Here is a 25,642-nt window from a genome sequence, read left to right on the forward strand (position 1 = left end):
CGCCCATTGCGCAATATTCCCCACTGCTGCCTCCCGTAGGAGTCTGGGCCGTGTCTCAGTCCCAGTGTGGCCGGTCGCCCTCTCAGGCCGGCTACCCGTCGTCGCCTTGGTAGGCCATCACCCCACCAACAAGCTGATAGGCCGCGGGCCCATCCCTGTCCGCCAGAACTTTCCACCACTATAGATGCCTACAATGGTCATATCCGGTATTAGACCCCGTTTCCAGGGCTTATCCCAAAGACAAGGGCAGGTTACCCACGTGTTACTCACCCGTTCGCCACTAATCCACCCCGAAGAGCTTCATCGTTCGACTTGCATGTGTTAAGCACGCCGCCAGCGTTCGTCCTGAGCCAGGATCAAACTCTCCAACAATGAATGTGTTAGAGAAAATAAACCCCAGCAAAAATACCCAACCGAAACAAACAGGCCAGGCACAAGCTCACTAGCATTTATCGGCACACTGTTGAGTTCTCAAACAACACACGTTCGACCGTCTCATGCCGCGTCTGCAACATGGTCTGGAGGACGCCAGTTGGTTTACCGCTAGGTTAGCAGAAGCGCCAATCCCTACTTGGGGGACCCAAACCGGTCCCGCTTGGGAGGCTTACCGCTTCCGCAGTGCCGCTGTATGCTATCTGGTCCGATCCGCGATGTCAACTCGCTTGGCCCAGCTGCATCCAGCCACTGAAGTGTATCAGAGGCCGGGTTTCGCGTCGGAGGGGGGTCAGGGCTTGCTAGTTCCTGTCCGGTCCGCCGCGCCGTGCGACGAGAAGAAAGTTATCCGGCGGCGCGTGCGCAAGTCAAATCGGCTGGTCAGAGGCTTGCGGTCAGAGCAGCGGGAGCAAAGTGCGCAGCTCATAGGGGGTAACCGATCGGCGGTAAGCGTCCCACTCGTTGCGCTTGTTCCGAAGAAAAAAATCAAAGACGTGTTCGCCGAGTGTCTCGGCAACCAACTCGGAGCTCTCCATGGCCGCGAGCGCCTCGCCCAGGTTCTGCGGAAGGTTCGCGTAGCCGGCGGCCCTGCGCTCGGCGTCGGTCAGCGACCACACGTCGTCCTCGGCCGCCGGCGGCAGCTCGTAGCCCTCCTCGACGCCCTTCAACCCGGCCGCGAGGATGACCGCGTAGGCCAGGTAGGGGTTGCACGCCGAGTCCAGGCTGCGGATCTCCACCCGGCGGGACGACGCCTTGCCGACGGAGTACATCGGCACCCGTACCAGAGCCGACCGGTTCGCGTGACCCCAGCACACCGTTGTGGGTGCTTCACCGCCCACGATCAGGCGTTTGTACGAGTTGACCCACTGGTTGGTGACGGCGGAGATCTCCCGTGCGTGCTTGAGCAGACCGGCGACGAACGCCTTGCCCGTCTTCGAGAGCTCGTACGGGTCCTCGCTGTCGTAGAACGCGTTCTGGTCACCCTCGAACAGGCTCACGTGCGTGTGCATGCCCGACCCCGGTTGGTCGGTGAAGGGCTTCGGCATGAACGAGGCCCGCACGCCCTGCGTGATCGCGACTTCCTTGACCACGTAACGGAAAGTCATCACGTTGTCGGCCATCGTGAGCGCGTCCGCGTACCGCAGGTCGATCTCCTGCTGGCCCGGCGCGCCCTCGTGGTGGGAGAACTCGACCGAGATGCCCATCGCCTCGAGGGTCTCGATCGCGTGTCGCCGGAAGTGTGTCGCGGTCTCGTGGCTCGCCTGGTCGAAGTAGCCGCCGTTGTCCGCGGGAACGGGCTCGCGGCCGTCCGCTGGCACCTCGCTGAACAGGAAGAACTCGATTTCGGGGTGCACGTAGCAGGTGAAGCCGGCCTCACTCGCCTTGGCGAGGGTGCGTCGCAGCACGTGTCGGGGGTCCGCCCAGGAGGGTGACCCGTCCGGGAGCTCGATGTCGCAGAACATGCGCGCCGCGTAGTGGTGTCCCTCGCGGTCCTCCCAGGGCAGGACCTGGAAGGTCGCGGGGTCGGGGCGGGCGACCATGTCGGACTCGTACACCCGCGCGAAGCCTTCGATGGCCGAACCGTCGAAGCCGATGCCCTCGGCGAAGGCGCCCTCGAGCTCCGCCGGGGCCACCGCGACCGACTTCAGGAAGCCGAGGACGTCGGTGAACCAGAGGCGGACGAAGCGGATGTCGCGCTCCTCGAGGGTGCGTAGCACGAACTCTTGCTGACGGTCCATGCGGGGCAGCCTAGGTAGATCGTGTTAACTGCGTGTTTCAGGGTGCTGAGGTTCCCGAATCGGGCGTACCGCGAGCGACAGCGCCGCGGCGACAACGCACAGGCCACCGGCCATGAACCAGGCCAGGTCGTAGCTGCCCTGTGTGTCGCGGATCGCGCCGGCGCCGACCGCCGCGATGGCCGCGCCGACCTGGTGGGAGGCGAAAACCCAGCCGAACACGACCGGGCCGGACACGCCGAACCGGTTCCGGCACAGCGCCACGGTCGGCGGGACCGTGGCGATCCAGTCGAGGCCGTAGAAGATGATGAACACCCACATGGACGGCTCGGTGTCCGGCGCGAACAGCGACGGCAGGATCATCAGCGAGACGCCACGCAGCGTGTAGTACGCGCCGAGGAGTAGTCGCGGATCCACCCGATCGGTGAGCCAGCCGGAGAAGATGGTTCCGGCCACGTCGAAGATGCCGATCACCGCGAGCAGGGACGCCGCGGTCGTGTGCGGCATGCCGTGGTCGTGGGCCGCGGTGACGAAGTGCGTGCCGACCAGGCCGTTCGTGGACATGCCGCAGATCGCGAAGCCACCGGCGAGCAGCCAGAACGTCCTGGTGCGGGCGGCCGAGGTGAGAGCGCGGACGGCCCGCGTGGCGCTGCTCCCCGTGACCGGGCCGTCGGCTGTCGCTGAGTCGGGTGTCGCCCCGTAGGCGGTCGTGCCAACGTCGCTCGGGTAGTCGCGGAGCAGTGCCAGCACGAGTGGGACGACGGCCAGCGCCGCGATCGCGACGACCGCGGCGGGTGTGCGCCAGCCGTGGTCGGTGGCGAGCGCGGCGACCAGGGGTAGGAAGACGAGCTGCCCGGTCGCGCCTGCCGCGGTGAGGATGCCGCTGACCAGGCCTCGGTGCCGGACGAACCAGCGGCCGGTGACCGTGGCGACGAACGCCATCGACATCGAGCCGGTGCCGACGCCGACCAGCACGCCCCAGCAGAGCAGGAGCTGCCAACTCGCGGTCATGAACACCGTGAGCCCGCTGCCCGCGGCGACGAGAACCAGGGCGCCGGCGACGACGCGGCGCATGCCGAGCCGGTCCATCAGCGCGGCGGCGAACGGCGAGATCACGCCGAACAGGACGAGGTTGACGGACACGGCGGACGAGATCGTCGCGTGCGACCAGCCGAACTCCTCGTGGAGCGGGTCGATGAGGACGCTGGGCACCGCGCGGAAGCCGGCGGCGCCGATCAGGGTCACGAACGCGGCGCCGGCCACCAGCCATGCCCAGTGGATCCGCCGGGTGTCGACCGGCCACTGCTCTACCTGTGTCACGGCGATGAGCCTGCGTGATTTGATCTCGTCAAACGAGTGGCCAGATCGCCAATATCTGCAAGAATCTGGCCATGGCACATCGCGTGGTCGTGCTCGCACTGGACCCGGTCGTCGGCTACGACATGTCGATCCCGCCACAGATCTTCGCGGTGGCGACCGACAACGACGGCAACCGGCTGTACGACGTGCGCATCTGCGGCCTCGACCGCTCACCTGTTCGTGTGGTTTCCGGGTACACGATGGTGCCGGACTATGACGCTTCGATACTGGCCGAGGCCGACACGGTGATCGTCCCCGGCACTCGGGTCGAAGCACCGCGCAGGCAGGGAGCACTGCCGGACGACATCGCGAAAGCCCTGGCCAGGGTCTCGCCGCACGCGCGGATCATGTCGATCTGCACCGGCGCGTTCGTGCTCGGCGCGGCCGGCGTCCTGGACTCCCGGCCCGCGACCACGCACTGGGCGTACGCGGACAAGTTCCGCGAGTTGTTCCCGAACGTGTTACTCAACGAGAACGTGCTGTTCGTGGACGACGGCGACGTGCTCACCTCCGCCGGGCTGGGCGCCGGCGTGGACCTCTGCCTGCACGTCGTACGCCGCGACCACGGCACGGAGGTGGCGAACCGGGCGGCGCGGTACTGCGTGGTGCCACCGTGGCGGGAGGGCGGGCAGTCGCAGTACATCGACCGGCACGTACCGGAGTCCGGCACCGAGGGCACCGCCCCGACCAGGGCGTGGGCGTTGCGCCGGCTGCACACCACGCTCGACCTGGCCGCGCTCGCCGAGCACGCGCGAATGAGCGTGCGGACGTTCTCGCGGCGGTTCCGTGCGGAGACCGGCATGTCGCCGGGCAACTGGCTCACCAAGCAGCGGATCGAGCACGCCAGGCACCTGCTGGAGACCACCGACCTGGCGGTCGACGTGGTGGCGGAGCGGGCCGGGCTCGGCACGGGCGCCTCGCTGCGGCAACACATGCGTGCCGTGCTCGGTGTCTCGCCGCTGGCCTACCGGAAGACGTTTCGACACTGAGTTCGGCACAGCTGAACACCTCTCAGCTGTCCAGCCCTAGGATTCCGCGCATGATGCGCCGGATCCTGCTCGTCGCGCTCGCGCTCACCGCGACGGTCGCCACGGCCTGTTCGTCCGAGGACTCCCCCGCGAACGGCGGCTCCCTGCCCGACGCGGCCGGACTGCTCAAGGACGCCGCGGCGTCGACGGCGGACATCAAGAGCGCGCATTTCACCCTCGCCGTGAACGGCGAGATCCCGGACCTGCCGGTGAAGAAGGCAGAGGGTGACCTGACCCGCGAGGGCGGCGGTAGCGGCGCGGCCAAGGGCACGGTCTCGATGGAGCTGCTGGGCAGCCTCTTCGAAGGCGAGTTCGTGCTGGTCGACAAGGCCGCGTACATCAAGGGCCCGACCGGAGGGTGGCAGAGGCTGTCCGCGGCGATGGTGCGGAACCTGTACGACCCGGCCGCGATCCTCGACCCGAAGCGCGGCGTCGCGAACGTGCTGGCCAACGTGCGGAACCCGAAGACCGAGGGCACCGAGGACATCGATGGGGTGTCGACCTATCGGGTGACCGGTCGGGCGGCGAAGGACGTGGTCACGAACCTGGTGCCCGGCGTCTCCTCCGACGTCGACATCACGTTCTGGCTGCGTCAGGACGACGGACACCAGCCGGTGAAGGCCTCGGTGAAAATGCCCGGCGACGGCGACCCGTCCGTGGACGTCACGCTGTCGGACATCGACAAGCAGGTCTCCATTTCGGCTCCCAAATGAGCACCGCCGTGACGCGTGGTCGCGCGGTCGCGATCGGCGCGGGCGGGCTCGCCGTGCTGCTCGGCGCGCTCGACACGTACGTCGTGGTCAGCGTGCTGCGGCAGATCATCGACGACATGCAGATCCCGCTGAACCGGCTCGAACGGGTGACCCCGATCGTGACCGGTTATTTGCTGGGGTACGTGGCGGCCATGCCGCTGCTCGCGCAGGCGTCGGACCGGTTCGGGCGCAAGCTGTTGCTCCAGCTGTGCCTGGTGGGTTTCCTGGTCGGCTCGGTGGTGACGGCGATGGCCGGGTCCACCGAGGTGCTCGTCATCGGTCGGGTGATCCAGGGTGTGGCCAGTGGCGCGCTGTTGCCGGTGACGATGGCGCTGGCGGCGGACCTGTGGGCGGCCCGGCGTCGGTCGGCCGTGCTGGGCGCGGTCGGCGCGGCACAGGAGTTGGGCAGCGTGCTCGGGCCGGTGTACGGGATCGCGCTGGCGGCCGTCGCCGGATGGCGCGGCGTGTTCTGGGTGAACGTGCCCCTCGCGGTGATCGCCATGGTGGCCGTCCAGTTCACCGTGCCACGACGTGACCGGACGGGTGACCGCGTTCGGGTGGACGTCGTGGGTGCGTCGTTGCTCGCCGTGGTGCTCGGGTTGCTGGTGGTCGGGCTGTACAACCCCTCGCCGCGCGACCAGGTACTGCCGTCGTGGGGGCTGCCGCTGCTGGTGGCGGCCGCGGTGGTGTTCGTCGTGTTCCTGGGTTGGGAACTGCGGGCGCGGACCCGGTTGATCGACATGAACGGGGTGCGGCTCGGACCGTTCCTCGCTGCGCTCGGGGCGTCGCTCGCGGCTGGCGCCGCGTTGATGGTGACGCTGGTGAACGTCGACCTGTTCGGGCAGACGCTGCTGGGCCGCGACGACAACGGCAGCGTGTTGCTGCTGGTGCGGTTCCTGGTGGCGCTACCGGTGGGCGCGCTCGTCGGCGGATGGCTCGCGGGGCGGTTCGGTGACCGGTTGCCGGCATGCCTGGGGCTGCTGGTCGCGGCGGTCGGGTTCTGGTTGGTCTCGATGTGGCCGCTCGACGTGCTGTCCGCACCGCATTCGCTGGGTTTCATGTCACTGCCACGGCTCGACGCCGACCTGGTGATCACCGGGCTGGGCCTGGGCCTGGTGATCGCGCCGCTGTCGTCCGCCGCGCTGCGGGTCGTGCCGGCGGTGCAGCACGGGGTCGCGGCGGCCGGCGTGGTCGTGGCGCGGATGACCGGGATGCTGGTCGGAGTGGCCGCACTCGCGGCGCTCGGATTGCACCGGTTCCACTCGCTGACCGCGACACTGGACACGCCGCTCCCGTTCGGGAAGACCGAGGCGCAGTTCGACCAGGAGATGGCGGCGTACCGAGCCGCGGTCGACAACGCGCTGCTGACGCAGTACAGCGAGACATTCGCGATCACGGCGGTCGTGTGCGTGGTGGGGGCGGCACTCGCACTGTTCATCGGCGGTCGACGAGCAGCCGCCGAGTAGGGCGGTTTGGCCTCCGGCCCCCGGTTTTCACGCTACGGCAAGGCACCGACAGTTCCAGCGGCGTCGCGACGACCTGTCCACAACCGACACGGTTGTCCACAACCAAGATCGAGATCACCGCTTCTGTCACCCCCCACCAGTAGACTGGCGTGGCGGGGTGCCCCCGGGATAGGGCGGGGGCAGCCCGGGCTACTTCTACCGGGGGTGCCGCGAGCGTTTCCGCTGGGAGACTCAGCTCTGCCAGGTAATTCGCGCTCGTCGTGACACTCGTTCAGACCTCAGGCACGGTCAAAGGACGGGCTAAGCCCGGCTTCGCCGGCGGTTCGAGCCGGTGGCCGTGCGAAGAAGGCGGCCCTTCATCACGCCCAGCGCGAGGAAGGCTCCCTTCACCGCCCTCGCGCAAGGCCGGTTCCCGGATGCCCTGAAAGGCACCATCGGGACGTTCGGCGTCCTCAAACGCACCCTCGAGACATCAGCCGCCACCGGAAGGCCCAACCAAGGCCGCCTGCCTGGAGAAACAGAACCCTGCGGGAACGAGCTTTTGCGGGACAGCAACACCAACGCACGGTTGGTTCGACGTGGGTCAGTGGTCGCCGGGCCGCTGGGCGTCGCTGTTCGCCTGGGAATCGCCCGCACAGCAGCTGCCGCCCTCCCGGGACCTCTTGCGCGGTAGCGGTTGATCGGGCGGACTCTGCGGTGGCAGGGCCGCGATCATCATCGTGTCCGCGTCCAGCGGGCCGACTCTTTGCGCGCCGCACGGAGAACCCAGTGGTGCGTCGCGCCCGGGGAGAATCTCGGTGAAGAACCGGCCATTGTCCGCGGCGTGCTCCTGCAGGGCGGACGGGAGTTCTTCCTCGTAGTAGATCGCGTCGACCGGGCACACCACCTCGCAGCCGCCGCACTCGATGCACTCGTCCGGATGGATGTAGAGGCTTCGGGCACCTTCGTAGATGCTGTCCGTGGGACATTCGTCCACGCACGCGCGGTCTTTCACGTCTACGCAAGGAAGCCCGATCACATACGCCATGTCAGGAACCTAGCCGACCGGGACCAGAGTCTCAGACCGCGTCCAGCACCGGCTCGAAGGCCAGCTCGGCGGCGCCGAGGAGTGACACGTCCGCGCCAAGAGTCGACACCGCGATTCGGATGCCGCCCACCGCGCGGCTGACCAGGCTGCGCTGCCGGACCTCCGCCGCGACGTCGGCGATCAGCGACGACGGCAACGCGGTGAACAGGTCTCCCAACACCACCAGCTCCGGGCCCAGGACGTTCACGACGTTGACCAGCCCCACCGTCAACCACTCCGCGAACTCGCCCAGTTTCTCCCGCACCTCCGCCGGCGACGTGGCCAGCGCACGCAGTTCCGCCACCACCGCCCCGCGCGGCGCGCCTTCCCGCAAACCCAGCGCCCGGCACAGCGCCCGCTCCCCCACCTCGGTCTCCCAGCAGCCGGTGCTGCCGCAGTAACACGACCGCCCACCGGGCCGGACCACCATGTGCCCCAACTCGCCGACATACCCGGCGGTGCCACGCAACGCGGACCCGTCGGCGATGACGCCGCCGCCGACTCCGACGTCCGCCGACACGTACACGGTGTCCGAGCTGCCACGTGCCGCGCCCCGCAGGTGTTCGGCGAGTGCCCCGAGCTCGGCGTCGTTGCCGACGAGGACCGGCATGTCGAACACCGTGGTGAGACGTTCCCCGAGTGGCACGCCGGTCCAGTGCAGGTTCGGCGCCTCGTGCACGTGGCCGTCCGAGCGGCGGACCACACCCGGCACGGACACGCCGCCGGCCACCATCCGCACGCCGATGTCGGCGGCCAGCACGATGGCCGAGTCGACCACGTGCGTGATCACTTCTTCCGGTTCGCGGGTCCGCACCCGCAGGTTCCAGCTGTTGCGGCCGAGGATCGCGCCGCCGAGTCCGACCAGCGCGATCGACACCTGGTCGACCCGCACGTCCACCGCCAGCACCACCGCGGCGTGCGGCTGCGGGAGGACGAGAAGTGAGGGGCGCCCCGCACCGCTTCGCTGGCGGGGCACCTTCTCCTCGACGACACCTGTCTCGGCGAGCCCGTCCACGAGGGCCTTGATCGTGCTGCGGTTGAGCCCAAGCTCAGCCGCGAGCGACGCCCTCGTGGTCGGGCCGCCGACGTGCAGCCTCCTCAGCAGGACCGTGCGGTTGTGCCGGCGCACCTCGTCGGGCCGGGTGCCCAGGCTGGGCCCGCCCGCCTGCGTGCTGGTCAAACCCCTCGCCCCTGTTCCTACTACTAGCTAGCGACTGCTGCCCTCCTGCGGGACAGCGCGTCGACCGTGGCGGCGAGCAGCAGCACCAGGCCGGTGATGATGTTGACCACCGCGGCCGGCTGGTCGAGCAGCCCGAGGCCGTTCTCCACGACCGCGAGCACCAGACCACCGATCACGGCGTGGACGACCTTGCCCCGTCCACCGAACAGCGACGTGCCGCCGATGACCGCCGCGCCGACGGCGAACAGCAGGGTGTTCAGCCCACCGGCCTGCGGGTCGACGGATCCCGCCTTGGACGAGTACACGATCGCACCGATGGCCGCGGTCGCGGAGGCGACCACGAAAACGCTCGCGCGGATCTTGCTCACATTGATACCAGCACGCCGCGCGGCCTCCGCGTTGCCACCGACGGCGTAGATGTGCCGTCCGTAGCGGGTGCGGTTGAGCACGAACGTACCGATCACCAGCAGGCCGAGGATGATCGGCACCACGTACGGCACGCCCTGGATGGTCACGAGGTCAGGGTTGGGCGAGCGGTTGATCGTGAACATGGCGGTCGCGGCGATCGCGATGGCGGCGACGACCACGACCTTGCCGAGTGCGATCGGCGTCGGCTGTGTGACGAGTCCCTTGCGCAGCCGGGAGAAGTGCTCGCCGAGCACCATCGCCGCGTAGCCGCCCGCGGCGAGCACGCACAGCGCCCAGCTGCCGAGCACGGACAGGTTGCCGTTGGCCGCGTTGAACAGCACCTGCGAGTTGCGGATGCCGAGCGTGCCACCCTCGCCGATGAACTGCAGGATCACGCCCTGCCACGTGATGAACAGTGCGAGTGTCACCACGAACGAGGGCATACCGATCTTGGACACCATGAAGCCGGAGATGCAGCCGATCGCCGCGCCGACGCACACCGCGAGCAGCATCTCGAGCCAGGCGTTCGGCGGCACGCCGAGCAACGCGATGCCGAAGGCGACGAGGCTCAGCACCGCACCCGCCCAGATCCGCATCACGATGGCGAGGATCGCGGCGACGGCCATGCCGATCTCGAACACCCAGAACACGGTGGTGCCCATGCCGCCGAGCAGGTTGCCGTTTCTGACGTAGTGCAGCGCCATCACGGACGCACAGACGCCGGAGAGGGTGCCAGCGGACAGGTCGATCTCGCCCAGCAGCAGGACGTAGACCAGGCCCATCGCGATGATCATCTTGCCGGCGCCCTGCGCGATCAGGTTCGCCTGGTTGTTCAGCGTCAGGAAGTTTTCGGACAGGCTGGTGAACACGAGCATCAGCACGACGAGGCCGAGGATCGCGGGCAGCGAGCCGAGCTCACCGCCGCGCAGTCGCGCGAAGTAGTCGCGGATGGCCTCGCCGGTGGACTGGGACGTCGTGTCGATGCCGAAGTCCGAGATCGCCCCGGTCGACGGGGCGGACTTGGCCGGTGTTTCGGTCATGGGAAGGGGTCCTCTGAAGAGCTAGATGGTGACGGCCTCGGGGCGGGCGAGACCGAGGTCGCCGGAGCGGCCGGCGGTGATGAGCTCGACCACCTGGCTGTGCGTGGTCTCCTTCACCGGCAGATCGGCCACCAGCCGACCGAGGTATAGCGTGGCGATCCGGTCGGCCACCTCGAACACGTCGGCCATGTTGTGGCTGATCAGCACGACACCCAGGCCCTGCTCCGCGAGGCGCCGGACCAGGTCGAGGACCTGCCGGGTCTGCGCGACACCGAGTGCCGCGGTCGGCTCGTCGAGCAGCACGACCTTCGAGTCCCACAGCACGGCCTTGGCGATCGCCACGGTCTGCCGCTGACCACCGGACAGCGCGGAGACAGGCGTGCGCACCGACTTGACCGTGCGCACGGACAGCGACGCGAGCGTCTCGCGGGCCGCCTTCTCCATGGACGCCTCATCCATGAGCCAACTGGAGCCACGCTCCCTGCCGAGGAACATGTTCTGTACGACGTCGAGATTGTCCGCGAGCGCGAGGTCCTGGTACACGACCTCGATGCCGAGTTCGGCGGCTTCGTGGGGATTGTGGATCGTGACGGGCTGGCCGCGGAAGCGGACCTCGCCGGAGTCCATCGGGTAGATCCCGGACACGCACTTGACCAGCGTGGACTTGCCGGCGCCGTTGTCACCGACGAGCGCGGTGACCTCACCGGCCCGCACCGTGAAGTCCACGTCGTGCAGCACGTGCACCGGGCCGAAGCTCTTGTTGATCCCGATCAGCTCGAGAAGGGGTTCACTCATGGGATTTCCTCCTGCTCGGGCCGGCCGCACCCCATTTGCTGGGTTCGGCCGGCCCGTGCGGACTGACTGGGATCAGGAGATGCCGAGCTCAGTGCAGGCGGCCTGCAGGTCGCCGGTGCACACCTCGGAGGCCTTGACGTAGCCCTCGTCGATGGGCCGCTTCACCTCGGCCTTGGTGATCAGGTACGGCTCGAGGAGCACGGACTTGACATCACGCTTGCCGACCGGGTCCGCCTCGGTCTGGCCGGCGATCTTGTCGGCGCCGGCCTTGTCACCCTTGGCCAGAGCGGCGGCGAGCTTCGCGGTGGCCTCCGCCTCTTCCTTGATCGGCTTGAAGACGGTCATGTACTGGTCGCCGGCGAGGATGGCCTTGAGGCCGTCCGCGGTGGCGTCCTGACCGGTCACCGGCACCTTGCCGTTCAGCTGGTACTTCTTCAGCACGGTGATCACCGCGCCGGCCAGGCCGTCGTTGGCGGCGACCACACCGTCGACCTTGGTGCCGTTGGCGGTGAGGATCTGCTCGAAGGTCGTGCCGCCCTTCTGGTTGTCCCAGTTGTCGATCGGCTGGGACTGGACCAGGTCGAGCTTGCCCGAGTCGTACAGCGGCTTCAGGATGTTCGCCTGACCACGGGCGAACAGCGTCGCGTTGTTGTCGGTCGGCGCGCCCTCGATCTCGATGATCTGGGCGCCGTCCGGGGCGTCCTTCAGCGCGTCCGCCATGCCCTGGCCCTGCAGCTCGCCGACCTTCACGTTGTCGAACGAGACGTAGTACTCGGAGCTGCCGCCCAGGTTCAGGCGGTCGTAGTCGATGGTCGGGATGCCCTGGGCCTGGGCCTTCTGCGCAACGGTGCCGCCAACCTCGGAGTTGGGCGAGGCGATGATCAGGACCTTGACGCCCTCGTTGATCATGCCGTCGGCCAGGCTGCTGAACTTCTGCACGTCACCCTGGGCGTTCTCGATGTGCGGGTCGAGCCCTTCGGCCTTCAGCGCCGTCTCGAGCATGGGCTTGTCGTAGCCCTCCCACCGGGCTGAGGACGCGGTCTCGGGGAGGATGACGCCGACCTTGATCCCGCCGGACGAGCTGTCGGTCCCCTGATCACTGCCTCCGGTCGAGGCGTCTTCGTTGGCACCACATGCCGACAGGGCCAGAGTCAGACCCATGCCCGCAGCGATGAGAGCAAGCCTTGTACTGCGCATTCAACGGTCCCTTTCACGGTCGGTCTCGGTGGCGTCCGACAGCCCCAAGCCGAAATGTTGCGGTGCACAACATATGCCCGTGAAGGCCGTGAGGGAACCCACGCACGGACTCCCCGACGACACAGTTTGGCAACGAAGCGGCCATTCGTAAGTCATCAGCCGCACTGGATACGAAGCGTAGCCGCGCCCACGTTCGTACGCGAGACCAAGTCGCGTGTGGACAGCAGTTCACCGGATCGGTTCAGCCCGGGCAACCGCCTAACCAGGCAAGAAGCCGTCTTCGATCGCCTCGACGCAAGCACCCTGACCACGAGGAAAGCGGTTACCGAAAGTTGCGGCCCGCAGGGGTGGCCGATGTCCCGAGGGTGCCCTTCAGGACATCCGGCCACCGGAACGAAGGCTCACCAGCTCCGCAGCGTGGCGATCCGTTCTTCCAGTTGCTCGACCGAGGCCATGGCCGTCGGCGGGCCCTCGCACACGCGGCGCAGTTCGCTGTGGATCATGCCGTGTGGTTTGCCGGTGCGGTGGTGGTACATCGCCACCAGGGTGTTCAGTTCCTTGCGCAGGCCGTGGAGCCGCTCGGCGACCGACTGTCCTCGCGCCTGCTGCGGTGCGGGCTCGGCGGCCTCCTGCTTCGACCGCGCGGCCAGCTGTTTCGACTGCCGTGCCCGCAGCAGGTCGCGCACCTGGTCGGGCTCCAGCAGGCCGGGCAACCCCAGGTACTCCTGCTCCTCCTCGGAACCGGCGAACGCGGCGGTGCCGAACGACGAACCGTCGTAGATCACCTGGTCCAGTTCGGCCGAGGCGGACAGCGCGGTGAACGCCTTCTCCTCCTCGCCCGGCTCGTCCTTCTGCCGGTTGGCGTCGGCGAGAAGGTCGTCCTCCCAGCCTTCCTTCTCGCGGTGCGGTTTGCCGAGCACGTGGTCGCGCTGTGCCTCAAGCTGGCTCGCCAGCTCCAACAGCACGGGCACGCTCGGCAGGAACACGCTCGCGGTCTCCCCGGGCCGCCGCGCACGCACGAACCGGCCGATGGCCTGCGCGAAGAACAGCGGGGTCGACGCGCTGGTCGCGTACACGCCGACGGCCAGGCGCGGCACGTCGACGCCCTCGGACACCATTCGCACCGCCACCAGCCAGCGGTCGTCGGAGGCGGAGAACTCGGCGATGCGGCTCGACGCCTTCGGGTCGTCGGACAGCACGACCACCGGCTCGCGGCCGGTGATGCGGGTGAGGATCTTCGCGTACGCCTTCGCCGCGAGGTGGTCGGACGCGATCACCAGGGCGCCGGCGTCCGGCATGCTCTGCCGCAGCTGCGCGAGCCGCAGGTCAGCGGCCCGCAACACGGCCGGGATCCACTCGCCCTCGGGATCCAGCGCCGTGCGCCAGGCACGGGCGGTCTGCTCGTTCGTCATCGGCTCGCCGAGCCGGGCGGTGAACTCCTCGCCGGCGCTCGTGCGCCACGAGGCCTCACCCGAGTAGGCCAGGAAGATCACCGGTCGGACCACGCCGTCGGCGAGCGCGTCGGAGTAGCCGTAGGTGTGGTCGGCCTTGCTGCGCATGAAGCCGCCGGCGTCCGGCTCGTAGATCACGAACGGGATCGGCGAGTCGTCGCTGCGGAACGGGGTCCCGGTGAGCGCGAGCCGCCGCACGGCGGGCGTGAACGCCTCCCGGATGCCGTCACCCCACGACTTGGCGTCGCCGCCGTGGTGGATCTCGTCGAGGATGACCAGCGTCTTGTAGTTCTCCGTGCGGACCCTGTGCAGCATCGGATGCGCGGCGACCTGCGCGTACGTGACCGCGACGCCCTGGAAGTCGCTCGAGGTCGCGCCTGCCCCGTTGCGGAAGTTCGGGTCGATGGCGATGCCGGCGGCAGCCGCCGCGCCGGCCCACTGGTACTTCAGATGCTCGGTCGGCGTCACGATGGTGACGCGGTCGACCACGCGATCGGCGAGCAGCTCGCTGGCCACCCGCAGCCCGAACACCGTCTTCCCGGCGCCGGGCGTCGCGACCGCGAGGAAGTCCTGCGGCTTGGTGGTGATGTACTTGGTGATCGCTCGTCGCTGCCACGCTCGAAGTGGTCTCGAGCCCCCCGGCTGTACCGCCTGTTCTTTCCCCTGCACCGACGTCATTCGTCCGGCAGCTCCTCCCTGGACGCACTTCCCCTGGCGCAACGAAGCCCTCAGCGGGGCGACGTTGAGGGCGGGTCAGACTCTACCTTCGCCACCCACCGAGGGTGCGAAGCGACACCAGACCTGAGGGCGTGGTCACAGCAGAGCCCCACAACACGATCACGAAACACCACGATCATCGCGCCAAGACACGCGCGATGGACAATGCTTGGCCTAGAGATGAGTCCACAGCCGCAGCACCCGACCAGCGACGCGCAGCAGGAGACGAGCACCCTGCCGCGCCGTGGCCCCCTGCGCCTGTTCAAGCGGACGTGGGCGAAGGCCTGGGAGGGCAACCTGTTCTCCGAGGCCGCGGAGGCCGCGTTCTGGCAGGTCCTGTCGATGCCGCCGCTGCTGCTCGGCCTCCTGGGCAGCCTCGGCTACGTCGCGCAGTGGCTAGGCCCCGACGTGATCAACTCGGTGCACAGCTCGATCATCGAGTGGTCGAACACCGCGTTCAGCGGCAACGTGGTCAAGGACATCATCGCGCCCACCGTGGAGGACATCCTGCGTCACGGCCGCGGCGAGATCCTGACCGTCGGTTTCCTGATCTCACTGTGGGCCGGCTCGTCGGCGATGTCGTCGTTCGTCGACGCGATCACCGTGGCACACGACCAGTACGGCGTGCGCAACGAGGTGTGGCAGCGGATCTTCGCGCTGCTGCTCTACATGGCCTCGCTCGTGCTGCTCGTCATCGGCCTGCCGATCCTGGCGCTCGGGCCGGACGTGCTACCCAAGCTGTTCCCGGTGGCTTGGCGCAACGAGATCGAGTTCTGGGTGAACGCGTTCTACTACCCGGCGCTCGGAGTGATCATCGTGCTGGCGCTCACCACGTTGTACAAGCTGGCACTGCCCCGCAAGCTGCCGTGGCATCGCGGCGTGCCAGGCGCGCTGGTCGCGATGATCGTGTTCCTGCTGTCCAGCATCGGGCTGCGGCTGTACATCTCGTGGATCACCACGACCGGCTACACCTACGGCGCGCTGGCCACCCCGATCGCGTTCCTGCTGTTCGCGTTCTTCATCGGCCTGGCGGTCGTCATCGGCGCGTACTTCAACGCGGCCATCCAGGAGATGTGGCCGGCCAGGATGACCAGGCGTCAGCGCCGGCGCTGGCGGCGACTCGAGATGTCCAGGGCCGCGGAGGAGCAGCTGACGACGCCAGCCACGAGCCCGAACGGGCAGGTGGAGGCACCCGCCCGCGAACGGTCCGAGCCGTAGTTCAGTCGTCGCCGCCCGGCGGCAGGTTGTTGAAGATCTTCTGGCATTCCGGGCACACCGGCGAGCCGGGCTTCGGTGACCGGGTGACCGGGAAGACCTCACCGCACAGGGCGACGACCATCGAGCCGGTGACCGCGCTCTCGGCGATCTTGTCCTTGCGGACGTAGTGGAACATCTTCGGTGTGTCGTCACCCGTGCTGTCGCGGGTATCGACTTCTGGCAACGTCTGCGTACTCACGGTGCCATGATGCCTCAAGCTCCGCGCGGCGCACATGATTCGCTCCGCAAGCTCCGCGCGGCGCACATGATTCGCTCCGCAAGCTCCGCGAATTGGACGCCACGGCCGCTCACCTGCTGGCAGTATGCGCACATGTTCCAGAAGGTGATGGCCAGCTTCGGCCAGGGCGGCGCCACGGTCGACGCCCGCCTCCTCGACCGGCACGTCCGCCCCGGCGGCACGCTGCACGGCGAGGTGATCCTCATCGGCGGCCAGGTCGACCAGGAGGTGGAGTCGCTCGCGGTGACTCTGCTGGCCAGGGTCGAGCAGGGGGACAACGGCGAGACCGCCGACCTACCGTTCCAGAACGTGCAGCTGGCGGGCCGGGAGCTGGTGCGTGCCGGCGCGCAGATCAAGGTGCCGTTCGAGGTGCAGATGCCGTGGGAGACGCCGGTGACCACGGTGTTCGGCAAGTACCTGACCGGCATGGCGGTCGGGCTGCAGACCAACCTGAACCTGTCCCGCACGGTCGTCGACCCGCAGGACGTGGACGCCATCCCGATCGAGCCGGTGCCCGCCCAGCACCGCATCCTGGACGCGATGTCGCGGCTCGGCTTCCAGTTCCGCAGCGCGAACCTGGTGAAGAACCGCATCGACGGCGTCGACCAGCAGCTGCCGTTCTTCCAGGAGATCAACTTCGGCCCCTCGCCCGCCTTCACCGGCCCGTTCAACGAGGTGGCCGTGTCGTTCCTGGCGCGGCCTAAGGACGTGCAGGTGGTACTCGACGTGCAGAAGAAGGTCCGCGTCCTCAAGGGCGGCGGCCTCGGCTCCCGGGCCCAGTCGCGACTCGGCTCGTTCGTGGTCGAGTACGCCGCGCTGGGCCGCACCAACTGGGAGCAGCAGATCGAGGGCTGGTTGCGCGAGGTCGCGAAGCCGCGCGCCATCTTCGACTGACCACACCCCGGTGACCGCTGTCACAGACGGCGGGGTCACGAGGACGGCTCGGCTCAAGCCGCTGCGTACGGTGGGCGCCATGCGCATCACCGAGGAGGTCGCCGCGGCGCTGGCCGAACGCGGTCCGGTCGTGGCGCTGGAGAGCACGATCCTCGCGCACGGCCTGCCGCCGGGCCGCAACCGCACGGTGGCGACGGCGGTGGAGGACGCGGTGCGCGCGGTTGGTGCCGTGCCGGCCACGATCGCTGTACTGGACGGGCAGATCCGGGTGGGCCTGACCGACGCCGAACTGGACCGGGTGTGCGCGGCGGACGCCGGCCTCGCGAAGCTGTCGGCCCGGGACCTCGGTCCGGCGATCGCGCTGTCGCACGACGGCGCCACGACGATCGCGAGCACGTCGGTGATCGCGCACGCGGCAGGCATCGCGGTGTTCGGCACGGGCGGTCTCGGTGGCGTGCACCTGCCAGCGCCCGGGGAGTCGGTGTCGTGGGACGTGTCAGCTGACCTGGACGTGCTCGCCGGCACCCCGGTCACGGTCGTGTGTTCCGGGGTGAAGTCGGTGCTCGACATCGGCGCGACGCTGGAGGTGTTGGAGACGAGGTCGGTGGCGGTGCTCGGCTACCGGACGGACTCGTTCCCGGCGTTCTACCGCAGGGAGTCGCCGTTCACCGTGCCGTGGCGGGTGAACAGCCCGGCCGAGGCGGCCGCGGTGATCACCGCGCACCGGTCGCGCGGGCCTGGCTCGGGCGTGTTGCTGACGAACCCGATCCCGCCGGAACACGAGATGGACCGTGAGCTGCACGACCGTCTCCTCGCCGAGGGCATGGCGAAGGTGGCGAGCGACGAGGTCCGAGGCAGCGATGTCACCCCCGTGCTGCTGGAACACTTCCACACCGCCAGCGACGGCGTGTCCCTGGACGCCAACGAGGCCCTGGTCCTGTCCAACGTGGCACTAGCGGCCGAGGTAGCGGTAGCACTCACCCAGCGCTAACGCCCCCAACCCGCGTGTCCAACAAAACGGACCCGCGAGTCCACCATTGTACCTACTAGTATGTACAGCATGGCGGACACCGTTGAGCGACTGATCGAGAGCACCCGCGAACTGCTGTGGGAACGCGGCTACGTCGGCACCAGCCCCAAGGCGATCCAGGAGCGGGCCGGTGCGGGCCAGGGCAGCATGTACCACCACTTCACGGGCAAACCGGGCTTGGCGAAGGCGGCCATCGACCGTACGGCGACGCAGTTGCGGGCGGCGGCCGAGGCCCAGCTCAGTGGCCCGGGCACGCCGCTCGACCGGATCACGGCCTACCTGCGACGGGAGCGCGACGTACTGCGTGGCTGCCCCATCGGCAGGCTGACGCTGGACCCCGACGTGATGGCCGACGAGACGCTGCGGGCGCCGGTCACCGAGACCTTCACCTGGCTGCGGACGCGCCTCACCGAGGTACTCGCCGAGGCCGACCTCCCGTCCGACATCGACCCGGCCAAGACCGCCGCCACGGTCGTCGCCGTCCTCCAGGGCGGCTACGTCCTGGCACGCGCGGCCGGCGACCCCACCCCGTTCACCGACGCCGTCGACGGCGTGCTCGCACTACTCGGGAGCACCGAATGATCGCCTCGCAGTACGAGATCACCCTGCCCGCCGACTACGACATGGGCATCATCCGCGACCGCGTCGCCAACCTCGGACACCTGCTCGACGACCGGAAAGGCTTGGCACTCAAGGCATATCTCGTCCGCGAGCACGACCCGGTCAACCAGTACGCGCCGTTCTACCTGTGGCACGACACGGGCGCGATGGCGCAGTTCCTCGTCGGCGGCGGCGGTTTCCAGAACATCGTCCGCGACTTCGGCCGCCCGGTCGTACGGCAGTGGACCGGTCTCGCCGCCGTGGCCGGGAAAGCCCGCGACACCACTCCGACCACCGCGTCCCGACAGCTGACGCCCCCGGACGACGTCGAGGCCGCCATCAAGGACCTGAACACGTTGCGACACAACAAAAACGTCCACACAGCGGCACTGGCACTCGACCCACACCACTGGGAGCTGGTCCGTTTCGTACTGTGGCGCGACGCCCCGGAGGAGGATGGCACCCACTACAAGGTCCACCACCTCTCCACCCCCGAACTCGACCGACTACCCAACGGCCAGGACTGGTAGGACTGCGACATTACTGGCGGGTGCCCGCGTACAGGCGGGCTATCACGTCCTCGATCTCCGGTTCCTGCACTGACAGGTCTCGTAGTGGTACGGCCTGCGCCAGGCGCGCCACCACCTCGCCCGCTGTCGCGCCCTCGAGTGTCAGCGTGACGCGGAAGCCGTCCGCCTCAACGCTTTCGACGGCCGCGCCGGGCAGCGTCAGCCCGTCGGGCCACGGTGAGTCCAGGTCCGCGACGACCCGCCGCTTCGAGCGGTACGTCGCGTGCAGCTCGTCGAGGGTGCCGTCGTGCACGACGCGGCCGTGGTCGATCACCACCAGCCGGCGGCACAGCTTCTCGATGTCGGCGAGGTCGTGCGTGGTCAGCACGACCGTCGTGTCGCCGCGTGCCTGAACCTGCGCCAGGAAGCCACGCACGGCCTGCTTGCTCAGCACGTCCAGCCCGATCGTCGGCTCGTCGAGGAACAGCACCCTTGGCCCGTGCAGCAGGGCGGCCGTCAGCTCACCGCGCATCCGCTGCCCCAGCGACAGCTGCCGCACCGGTGTGTCCACAAAGGAGTCAAGGTCGAGTAGCGAGCGGCAGTACCGCAACCGGGCGGCGTGGTCGGCTGGCGGCACGCGATAGACGTGACGCAGCAAGGTGAACGACTCGATCAAGGGCAGGTCCCACCACAGCTGTGACCGCTGCCCGAAGACGACACCGATGTGCCGCGCCAGCGACGTCCGCTGCGGTACCGGTGTCAGCCCGCACACCGACAGCGTGCCGCCGGACGGGGTGAGCACGCCGGTCAGCATCTTCAGCGTGGTCGACTTCCCCGCGCCGTTCGGTCCGATGTAGCCGAGCATCTCCCCCTCGGCGACGGCAAGCGACACGCCATCCACAGCGGACACGACGGTCGATGTCCTGCGGAACCGGCCGGCCTTGCGTCGCACGGTGAAGTCCTTGCGCAGCATGGAAGTCTGGATGATCATGACCCTGTGCTCCGGTAGTGGCGAACGCCCGTGCGCCAGAACAGCGCGGCGAGCGCGGCGACGAACAACGAGACCAGCGGCGAGCACCAGCGCAGCCAGTCGGGTGTCCCCAGTGGATCCGACCGGCCCAGCATCGCGAGTGCGGGCAGGTAGGAGACGAACGCGAACCCCAGCCCGTAGGCGAACAGGCGCCGGAACAGGCCGCCGAACACGGTCATCGGGTAGGCGGCGACGTCCTTGCCGCCGTAGGTGAAGGCATTGGAGATCTCGCCCGAGTCGATCCACCAGAACGCGACGGTGGCGCCGGCCACGAAGATCGCGCCGAAGAACACCGCCCCCGCGAGCGGCGCGAGCACCACCAGCACCACGACCGGCACGGACCACTGGACGGGCGCGACGGTCAACGCGACCACGTAGATGGCCGTGCCCTGGAGGACCCGGCCGATCCGCCGCGGCGCGAAGTCCATCGCGACGAGCTGTCCCAGCGTCGACAGCGGGCGCAGCAACAGGGCGTCGAACAGCCCGGACCGTACGTAGACCCGCAGCTTCTCCACGTTGCCGACGGCGAGGTCGGCGAGCGGGAAAGACGCGGCGGCGATGCCGGCCATCAGCAGCACCTCGGCCCCGCCGAACCCGCCGAGACTGTCGTTCACCGCGAACAGCACCCACAGCGCGACGAGGTCGAGCGAGGTCAGCACGGTCGAGAAGAACAGGTCGAGCCCGAAGGACAGCCGGTACTGGGTCTGGCTACGCACCTGCGCGACCAGCAGCCGAACGTAGGCGTCAGCCACCCTGCACCACCAGCCGCCGCAAGGCCCGCCGCTGCACCACACGGGCGATCCCGGCCGTGACCAGCAGCCAGGCCACCTGCCCGGCGACCAGCACCAACCCACCACGCTCGACGAGCACGTCCAGCGGCGCCTGCATCAGCGCCGGGAACGGCGTGGCCACCCACAGCAGGGTCACGAGCCAGTCCGGCAGGAGCGGCAGGGGGAAGTACAGCCCGCTGCCGACGCCGGACGCGACGACCCACACCATCAGCGCCCCGCGGATGTCGAGCAGCCAGAACGCGGTCAGCGCCACGAGGTACCGGCACAGGGAGCACACCAGGACCGCGAGCACGACCGACATCGCGAACAGGGCATAGGTCCACGGGTGTGACGGCAGGTAGAAGTCGAAGAACAGCAGCCCGACCACGACCGGCACCACGAACCTGGTCAGCATCGCGTGCCCGGCCCTGCCGACGTCCGCGGCGAGGAACCCGGCCATCAGGTCGACCGGTCGCAGCAGGTCGGACACCACCTGCCCGGAGCGGACCCGTTCCGGCAGCTCCTGCTGGCCCCAGTAGTTGACCACCGCGAGCAGGCCCTGCCCGACCCAGACGAACGTGACGAGCTGGCCCGGGGCGTAGCCGGCGACCTGCCCCGTCACGTCCGCGACCGACAGCAGGATGTAGCACCGCATGAAGCCGAACACGGTGTTGGTGAACGCGCCGGCGACCGTGGCCTGCCGGTAGGTCGCGTAGCGGCGGAACTCGGCGCCGGCCAGCGCCGTGAGCACCCGGACGGCGCTGGTCGCGGACCAGCCGATTAGCCTCCGCTGTTCGTGAGCATCATTGTCGTGGGAGACGTCGCGCTGGACGTGGTCGCCACTCATTCCGGGTCGGTCGTGCACGGCGGTGACGTCCGCGCGAAGATCGCCCTCACGACCGGTGGGGCAGGCGCGAACACCGCGGCGTGGCTGGCCTCCTGCGGCGTCGAGACGGTCCTGGTCGGGCGAGTGGGCGACGACGTGGCAGGGCGGCGCGCATTCGAGGAGCTAACCACGGCCGGCGTGCGGTGCGCATTCCAAATAGACCCGACCGCCCCCACCACCTGCGTGGTGGTCCTGGTGGACGGCAACGGGCAGCGCAGCATGCTGCCGGACCGCGGTGCCGGCGCGAAGATGAGCGCGACCGATCTCGACCCCGCGCTGCTGCGGCAAGCCAGCCACCTGCACCTTTCCGGCTACGTGCTGCTCGACGCCTCGTCGAGGGACGCGGGACACGCGATGCTGGCGGCCGCTCGTGCGGCGGGCCTGACCACGTCGGTGGACCCACAGGCGGCGGCGTTGATCACCGATCCGGCGGGCTTCGTCGAGGAGCTGCGCGGGGTGGATGTCCTGCTGCCGAACCTGGACGAGCTGGCCGTGCTGACGGGCTCACGCGACCCGGCGAGCGCGGCGGCGCTACTGGACGCCGTCGGCGCTGTCGCGGTCACCACCGGGCGGGCAGGGGCAAGCTGGGTGGACCGGAACGGGGTCGTGTCGGTGCCGTCCGCGCCAGGCGAATGCGTTGACTCGACGGGTGCCGGTGACGCCTTCGACGCGGGGCTTCTTGCCGCGCTCCTTGGCGACAAGTCACCGGAGGACTGCCTGCTGGCCGGCGTGCGGCTCGGCGCGGCGGCGGTCGGTCAGGTCGGCGCGCAGCCCGCGCCGGTCAACCGTCGATGACCGGGTGGTCGTCGCCCTCGATCGCCCTCGGCGTGCGTTCGTAGCGGTTGACCTGCTCCGCCTTGAGCGGCGGCCGGTCGTTGGCGATCAGCACCGCGATCCACGGCAGCGGGATCGACAGCAACACGAAACCGAGCGCGAGCCACCATGTCTGGTGGAAGATGCCGGCGAGCACCAGGCAGGGCAGCCGCAGCAGCATCATGGTCAGGTACTTGCGCTTGCGCGCGGCGTATTCCTCGTCATACGACGGTGCGGCCTCTGTGATGAGAACCGGGGTGTCGTCCCGCTCGGACTTCACGACACCACCTCCGGTCACCATCGTCCCACTTTCCCACCGGTGTTGGGCCATCCGGGTACAAGTAAGTCGTCGGCCCTGGGAAAGCCGGTAAGAAGGTCTCAAGACGCTCAGCGGGTTCGCCGCCCAACGAAGCAGTGACCATGGGTTCGACCTCGATCACCTCCAGCGTTTGAGCCCTCTGGAACAGCTACGGCTCACGCTCACCGAGGCCAACCTGGCCAGGCACTGGGGCGACGAACCGTCGCGCGTCCTCGACGTCGCCGGCGGCAACGGCATGGCGGCCGTGCGGCTCGCGATGCGGGGGCACGAGGTGACCGTGCTCGACCCGGCCGGCGCGATGCTCAGCACGGCGATCGAGGTGGCCGACGCCTACGGGGTCACTGAGCAGCTGCACGTGGTCCAGGCAGGCGCCCTCGACGCGCCCGAGGTGTTCGGCGGGCACGAGTTCGACCTCGTGCTGTGCCACAACCTGCTGCACTACGCCGGGTCCGCCGAGGAGCGGGCGCTGGTCCTGCAAGCGATCATGACGCCGCTGCGGCCGGGCGGACTCCTGTCCGTGCTCGGCCCCAACGAGGACTTCGACCCGCTCCGCGCGGCCGTGCGGGACCGCTCGCCCGAGCTCGCGCTGGCGGAACTGGACGCGGTGGCGTCCGAGTGGCGCGTGCCGTGCGCGGTCGGTGAGATCGTGGCGGCGCTGGTCGGGCTGGGCGTTGACGAGGTCGTGCGCTACGGCGTGCGCTGCGTGAGCGACCTGGTGTCCGAGGAGGAGGCCGAGGACCCGGCGTTCCTTGCCGACCTGGAGCGGCTGGAGCTCGCGCTGTCGGGCCACATGCCGCACCTGCTGACCGCGCGCTTCTACCACCTCATCGCGAGGCGCTGAGCCTGCTTTGGCACCATTCGCCCCGTGCGTGCGGTGGTGGCGAGGGTGTTGTCGGCGAGCGTGACCGTCGACGGCTCGGTCGTCGGCAAGATCGACGAACCCGGCCTGCTCGTGCTCCTGGGCGTCGCGACCGACGACACAGTGGCCACAGCGGACACAATGGCCCGAAAACTGCACGAACTGCGCATACTTCGTGACGAGATGTCATGTGCCACGGCGGACGCCCCATTGCTCGTGGTGAGCCAGTTCACTCTTTATGGAGACACGCGGAAAGGCCGCCGTCCATCGTGGACGGCCGCGGCCCGGCCCGAGATGGCGGAGCCGATCGTCGACGCGGTCGTGGCGGCACTGCGCACGCGCGGTGCACGGGTGGAGACCGGCCGTTTCGGCGCGATGATGACCGTCGCGTCGGAGAATGACGGACCCTTCACCGTGCTGGTCGAACTCTGAGGTAACCAACTTCTCAGGAAAACCTCAGCCATGGTTGAACAACCGCTGTGGCACGGGCGACGTCTTGAGGGTTGGGAACTCGGGAACGAATCGAGACCCAACCGCGTTTTCCAGAGTGTCCAGCCAACGAGCGCAGATCACCAACAAGGCGGTCGGTCGAAGGCTCACCGGACAGCAAGGCCGGTGTGTGACACAGGACACACCAGCCCGCGAAAAGGGGGAGGAGCGCATGACGGTCCCACAGCAACGCGAGCCGGAGGCCAGTGAGCTCGATCTCGACGCCCAGGGGCCCGCGGCCGATCTGGTCCGCGTGTACCTGAACGGCATCGGCCGGACCGCACTGCTTACCGCCGCCGAAGAGGTCGAACTCGCCAAGCGGATCGAGGCCGGGGTGTTCGCGCAGCACATGCTCGACACGACCGACAATCTCGACAGTACACGCAGGGGAGAGCTGCGCCAGCTAGTGGCGGACGGCCACGTGGCGAAGAACCACCTGCTGGAGGCCAACCTCCGGCTGGTCGTGTCGCTCGCCAAGCGGTACACCGGGCGGGGCATGCCGCTCCTGGACCTCATCCAGGAGGGCAACCTGGGGCTCATCCGTGCGGTGGAGAAGTTCGACTACACCAAGGGCTTCAAGTTCTCCACGTACGCCACGTGGTGGATCCGCCAGGCCATCACCCGCGGCATGGCCGACCAGGGCAGGACGATCCGCCTCCCGGTCCACCTGGTCGAGCAGGTCAACAAGCTGGCCCGCATCAAGCGCGACCTGCACCAGACGCTCGGCCGTGAGGCGACCAACGACGAGCTGGCGAAGGAGGTGGGTCTGACGCCGGAGAAGGTGGCGGACCTGCTGGACCACGCCCGCGACCCCGTAAGCCTGGACATGCCGGTCGGCTCCGAGGAGGACGCCCCGCTCGGTGACTTCATCGAGGACGGCGAGGCGACCGACGCCGAGAGCGCGGTCATCTCGGGCCTCCTGCACGACGACCTGCGCCGCGTACTGGCCACCCTCGACGAGCGCGAGCAGTCGGTCATCCGCCTGCGCTACGGCCTCGACGACGGCCAGCCGCACACCCTCGACCAGATCGGCAAGCGCTTCGGCCTGTCCCGCGAACGCGTACGCCAGATCGAACGCGAGGTCATGGCCAAGCTCCGGCAGGGCGAACGAGCCGAGAAGCTGCGCGCCTACGCGAGCTGAGCAACGCACCCCGCATCCGCGTACGTCCACGATGCAGGAGCCCATTGACACGGGCCGACCGGGATAGCACGGTCTATGCACACGGACTACGCGATGCGGGTGTGCTCGTCACTATCCGTTATCGCTTCCAACGGGAGGTCGGGGCGGCCGGGGGCCGTCCCGGCCTTCCGGCTTTGTAAC

Annotated in this window: 24 protein-coding genes, 1 rRNA gene and 1 pseudogene; 12 read left to right on the top strand and 14 right to left on the bottom strand. The window is 68.7% G+C overall.

The features are described from left to right. The 3 genes from VF106_RS02405 to VF106_RS02415 form a co-directional block, all read right to left on the bottom strand. Nucleotides 1–372: ribosomal RNA gene (locus VF106_RS02405) — 16S ribosomal RNA — on the bottom strand; the annotation flags it as partial. Between the two features lie 455 nt (nt 373–827). Continuing rightward, nucleotides 828–2,171 carry a type I glutamate--ammonia ligase gene (glnA, locus tag VF106_RS02410; protein WP_330837869.1) on the bottom strand — a complete coding sequence of 448 codons (1,344 nt, stop codon included), beginning with the start codon at nt 2,169–2,171 and terminating at the stop codon, nt 828–830. Between the two features lie 24 nt (nt 2,172–2,195). Continuing rightward, nucleotides 2,196–3,488: an MFS transporter gene (locus tag VF106_RS02415; RefSeq protein ID WP_330837870.1), complete on the bottom strand. Its 1,293-nt coding sequence runs from the start codon at nt 3,486–3,488 to the stop codon at nt 2,196–2,198. Between the two features lie 71 nt (nt 3,489–3,559). Between VF106_RS02415 and VF106_RS02420 the strand changes: the two genes are divergently transcribed. From VF106_RS02420 to VF106_RS02430, 3 genes are read left to right on the top strand one after another with little or no spacing between them, the layout of a single operon-like run. Continuing rightward, nucleotides 3,560–4,516 carry a GlxA family transcriptional regulator gene (locus VF106_RS02420; RefSeq protein ID WP_330837871.1) on the top strand — a complete coding sequence of 319 codons (957 nt, stop codon included), beginning with the start codon at nt 3,560–3,562 and terminating at the stop codon, nt 4,514–4,516. Between the two features lie 50 nt (nt 4,517–4,566). Continuing rightward, a complete protein-coding gene (locus VF106_RS02425; RefSeq protein WP_330837872.1) occupies nt 4,567–5,268 on the top strand; it encodes an LppX_LprAFG lipoprotein in 702 nt (233 codons plus the stop codon). 8 nt (nt 5,269–5,276) lie between these two features. Continuing rightward, entirely contained in the window at nt 5,277–6,773 is a 1,497-nt protein-coding gene (locus VF106_RS02430; protein WP_414638833.1) for an MFS transporter, read from the top strand. A gap of 691 nt (nt 6,774–7,464) precedes the next feature. Here the strand turns inward: VF106_RS02430 and fdxA are convergent. The 6 genes and pseudogenes from fdxA to VF106_RS02460 all read right to left on the bottom strand — a co-directional run. After that, nucleotides 7,465–7,800: pseudogene (gene fdxA / locus VF106_RS02435) on the bottom strand (ferredoxin); the annotation flags it as partial. A gap of 31 nt (nt 7,801–7,831) precedes the next feature. Further along, nucleotides 7,832–8,968: an ROK family protein gene (locus tag VF106_RS02440; RefSeq protein ID WP_330837940.1), complete on the bottom strand. Its 1,137-nt coding sequence runs from the start codon at nt 8,966–8,968 to the stop codon at nt 7,832–7,834. A 74-nt stretch (nt 8,969–9,042) separates the two neighbouring features. Continuing rightward, on the bottom strand, nt 9,043–10,467 hold the full coding sequence (locus tag VF106_RS02445; protein ID WP_330837874.1) for a sugar ABC transporter permease: 1,425 nt from the start codon (nt 10,465–10,467) through the stop codon (nt 9,043–9,045). Nucleotides 10,468–10,488: 21 nt separating this feature from the next. Then, nucleotides 10,489–11,262 carry an ATP-binding cassette domain-containing protein gene (locus tag VF106_RS02450; RefSeq protein ID WP_330837875.1) on the bottom strand — a complete coding sequence of 258 codons (774 nt, stop codon included), beginning with the start codon at nt 11,260–11,262 and terminating at the stop codon, nt 10,489–10,491. 72 nt (nt 11,263–11,334) lie between these two features. Next, complete coding sequence (locus VF106_RS02455) at nt 11,335–12,459, bottom strand: sugar ABC transporter substrate-binding protein (protein WP_330837876.1); 1,125 nt, start codon at nt 12,457–12,459, stop codon at nt 11,335–11,337. A gap of 401 nt (nt 12,460–12,860) precedes the next feature. After that, complete coding sequence (locus VF106_RS02460) at nt 12,861–14,588, bottom strand: DEAD/DEAH box helicase (RefSeq protein ID WP_330837877.1); 1,728 nt, start codon at nt 14,586–14,588, stop codon at nt 12,861–12,863. 219 nt (nt 14,589–14,807) lie between these two features. Between VF106_RS02460 and VF106_RS02465 the strand changes: the two genes are divergently transcribed. Then, the gene (locus VF106_RS02465; protein WP_330837878.1) at nt 14,808–15,845 is read left to right on the top strand and encodes a YihY/virulence factor BrkB family protein; all 1,038 of its coding nucleotides are present in this window, start codon (nt 14,808–14,810) and stop codon (nt 15,843–15,845) included. A 1-nt stretch (nt 15,846) separates the two neighbouring features. Here VF106_RS02465 and VF106_RS02470 read toward each other — a convergent pair whose 3' ends face one another. After that, a complete protein-coding gene (locus tag VF106_RS02470; protein ID WP_330837879.1) occupies nt 15,847–16,083 on the bottom strand; it encodes a DUF3039 domain-containing protein in 237 nt (78 codons plus the stop codon). A 132-nt stretch (nt 16,084–16,215) separates the two neighbouring features. Here VF106_RS02470 and VF106_RS02475 point away from each other — a divergent pair, with 132 nt between their 5' ends. From VF106_RS02475 to VF106_RS02490, 4 genes are all read left to right on the top strand, one after another. After that, nucleotides 16,216–17,016, top strand: coding sequence for a sporulation protein (locus tag VF106_RS02475; RefSeq protein ID WP_330837880.1), 801 nt, complete (start codon nt 16,216–16,218; stop codon nt 17,014–17,016). Between the two features lie 79 nt (nt 17,017–17,095). Then, the gene (locus VF106_RS02480) at nt 17,096–18,007 is read left to right on the top strand and encodes a pseudouridine-5'-phosphate glycosidase (protein WP_330837941.1); all 912 of its coding nucleotides are present in this window, start codon (nt 17,096–17,098) and stop codon (nt 18,005–18,007) included. A gap of 60 nt (nt 18,008–18,067) precedes the next feature. Continuing rightward, nucleotides 18,068–18,628, top strand: a complete 561-nt coding sequence (locus VF106_RS02485) for a TetR/AcrR family transcriptional regulator (RefSeq protein ID WP_330837881.1) — start codon at nt 18,068–18,070, stop codon at nt 18,626–18,628. Continuing rightward, nucleotides 18,625–19,176 carry a DUF4865 family protein gene (locus VF106_RS02490; RefSeq protein WP_330837882.1) on the top strand — a complete coding sequence of 184 codons (552 nt, stop codon included), beginning with the start codon at nt 18,625–18,627 and terminating at the stop codon, nt 19,174–19,176. Before VF106_RS02485 ends, VF106_RS02490 begins: the two co-directional genes overlap by 4 nt. A 10-nt stretch (nt 19,177–19,186) precedes the next feature. On the opposite strand, the gene VF106_RS02495 is transcribed toward VF106_RS02490, so the two are convergent. Genes VF106_RS02495 through VF106_RS02505 form a run of 3 tightly spaced genes read right to left on the bottom strand, consistent with a single transcriptional unit; the run spans nt 19,187 to nt 21,706 of the window. Next, nucleotides 19,187–20,146, bottom strand: a complete 960-nt coding sequence (locus VF106_RS02495) for an ABC transporter ATP-binding protein (RefSeq protein ID WP_330837883.1) — start codon at nt 20,144–20,146, stop codon at nt 19,187–19,189. Then, nucleotides 20,143–20,937 (bottom strand): ABC transporter permease, encoded by a 795-nt coding sequence (locus tag VF106_RS02500; protein WP_330837884.1) that lies wholly within the window; start codon nt 20,935–20,937, stop codon nt 20,143–20,145. The genes VF106_RS02495 and VF106_RS02500 overlap by 4 nt, the downstream gene beginning before the upstream one ends. Beyond that, complete coding sequence (locus VF106_RS02505) at nt 20,930–21,706, bottom strand: ABC transporter permease (RefSeq protein WP_330837885.1); 777 nt, start codon at nt 21,704–21,706, stop codon at nt 20,930–20,932. Before VF106_RS02505 ends, VF106_RS02500 begins: the two co-directional genes overlap by 8 nt. 45 nt (nt 21,707–21,751) lie before the next feature. Here VF106_RS02505 and VF106_RS02510 point away from each other — a divergent pair, with 45 nt between their 5' ends. Then, a complete protein-coding gene (locus VF106_RS02510; RefSeq protein WP_330837886.1) occupies nt 21,752–22,636 on the top strand; it encodes a carbohydrate kinase family protein in 885 nt (294 codons plus the stop codon). On the opposite strand, the gene VF106_RS02515 is transcribed toward VF106_RS02510, so the two are convergent. Next, nucleotides 22,623–22,955: a DUF3099 domain-containing protein gene (locus VF106_RS02515; protein ID WP_330837887.1), complete on the bottom strand. Its 333-nt coding sequence runs from the start codon at nt 22,953–22,955 to the stop codon at nt 22,623–22,625. The two genes, VF106_RS02510 and VF106_RS02515, sit on opposite strands and share 14 nt — an antisense overlap. A gap of 148 nt (nt 22,956–23,103) precedes the next feature. Between VF106_RS02515 and VF106_RS02520 the strand changes: the two genes are divergently transcribed. The 3 genes from VF106_RS02520 to VF106_RS02530 all read left to right on the top strand — a co-directional run bounded on the left by VF106_RS02520 (nt 23,104) and on the right by VF106_RS02530 (nt 25,462). Continuing rightward, nucleotides 23,104–23,814: a class I SAM-dependent methyltransferase gene (locus tag VF106_RS02520; protein WP_330837888.1), complete on the top strand. Its 711-nt coding sequence runs from the start codon at nt 23,104–23,106 to the stop codon at nt 23,812–23,814. Between the two features lie 24 nt (nt 23,815–23,838). Beyond that, complete coding sequence (gene dtd, locus VF106_RS02525) at nt 23,839–24,264, top strand: D-aminoacyl-tRNA deacylase (RefSeq protein ID WP_330837889.1); 426 nt, start codon at nt 23,839–23,841, stop codon at nt 24,262–24,264. Nucleotides 24,265–24,493: 229 nt separating this feature from the next. Further along, complete coding sequence (locus VF106_RS02530; protein ID WP_330837890.1) at nt 24,494–25,462, top strand: sigma-70 family RNA polymerase sigma factor; 969 nt, start codon at nt 24,494–24,496, stop codon at nt 25,460–25,462. Nucleotides 25,463–25,642 lie beyond the last annotated feature (180 nt).

The sequence above is a fragment of the Actinophytocola sp. genome (assembly GCF_036378875.1).
GTDB lineage: Bacteria > Actinomycetota > Actinomycetes > Mycobacteriales > Pseudonocardiaceae > Actinophytocola.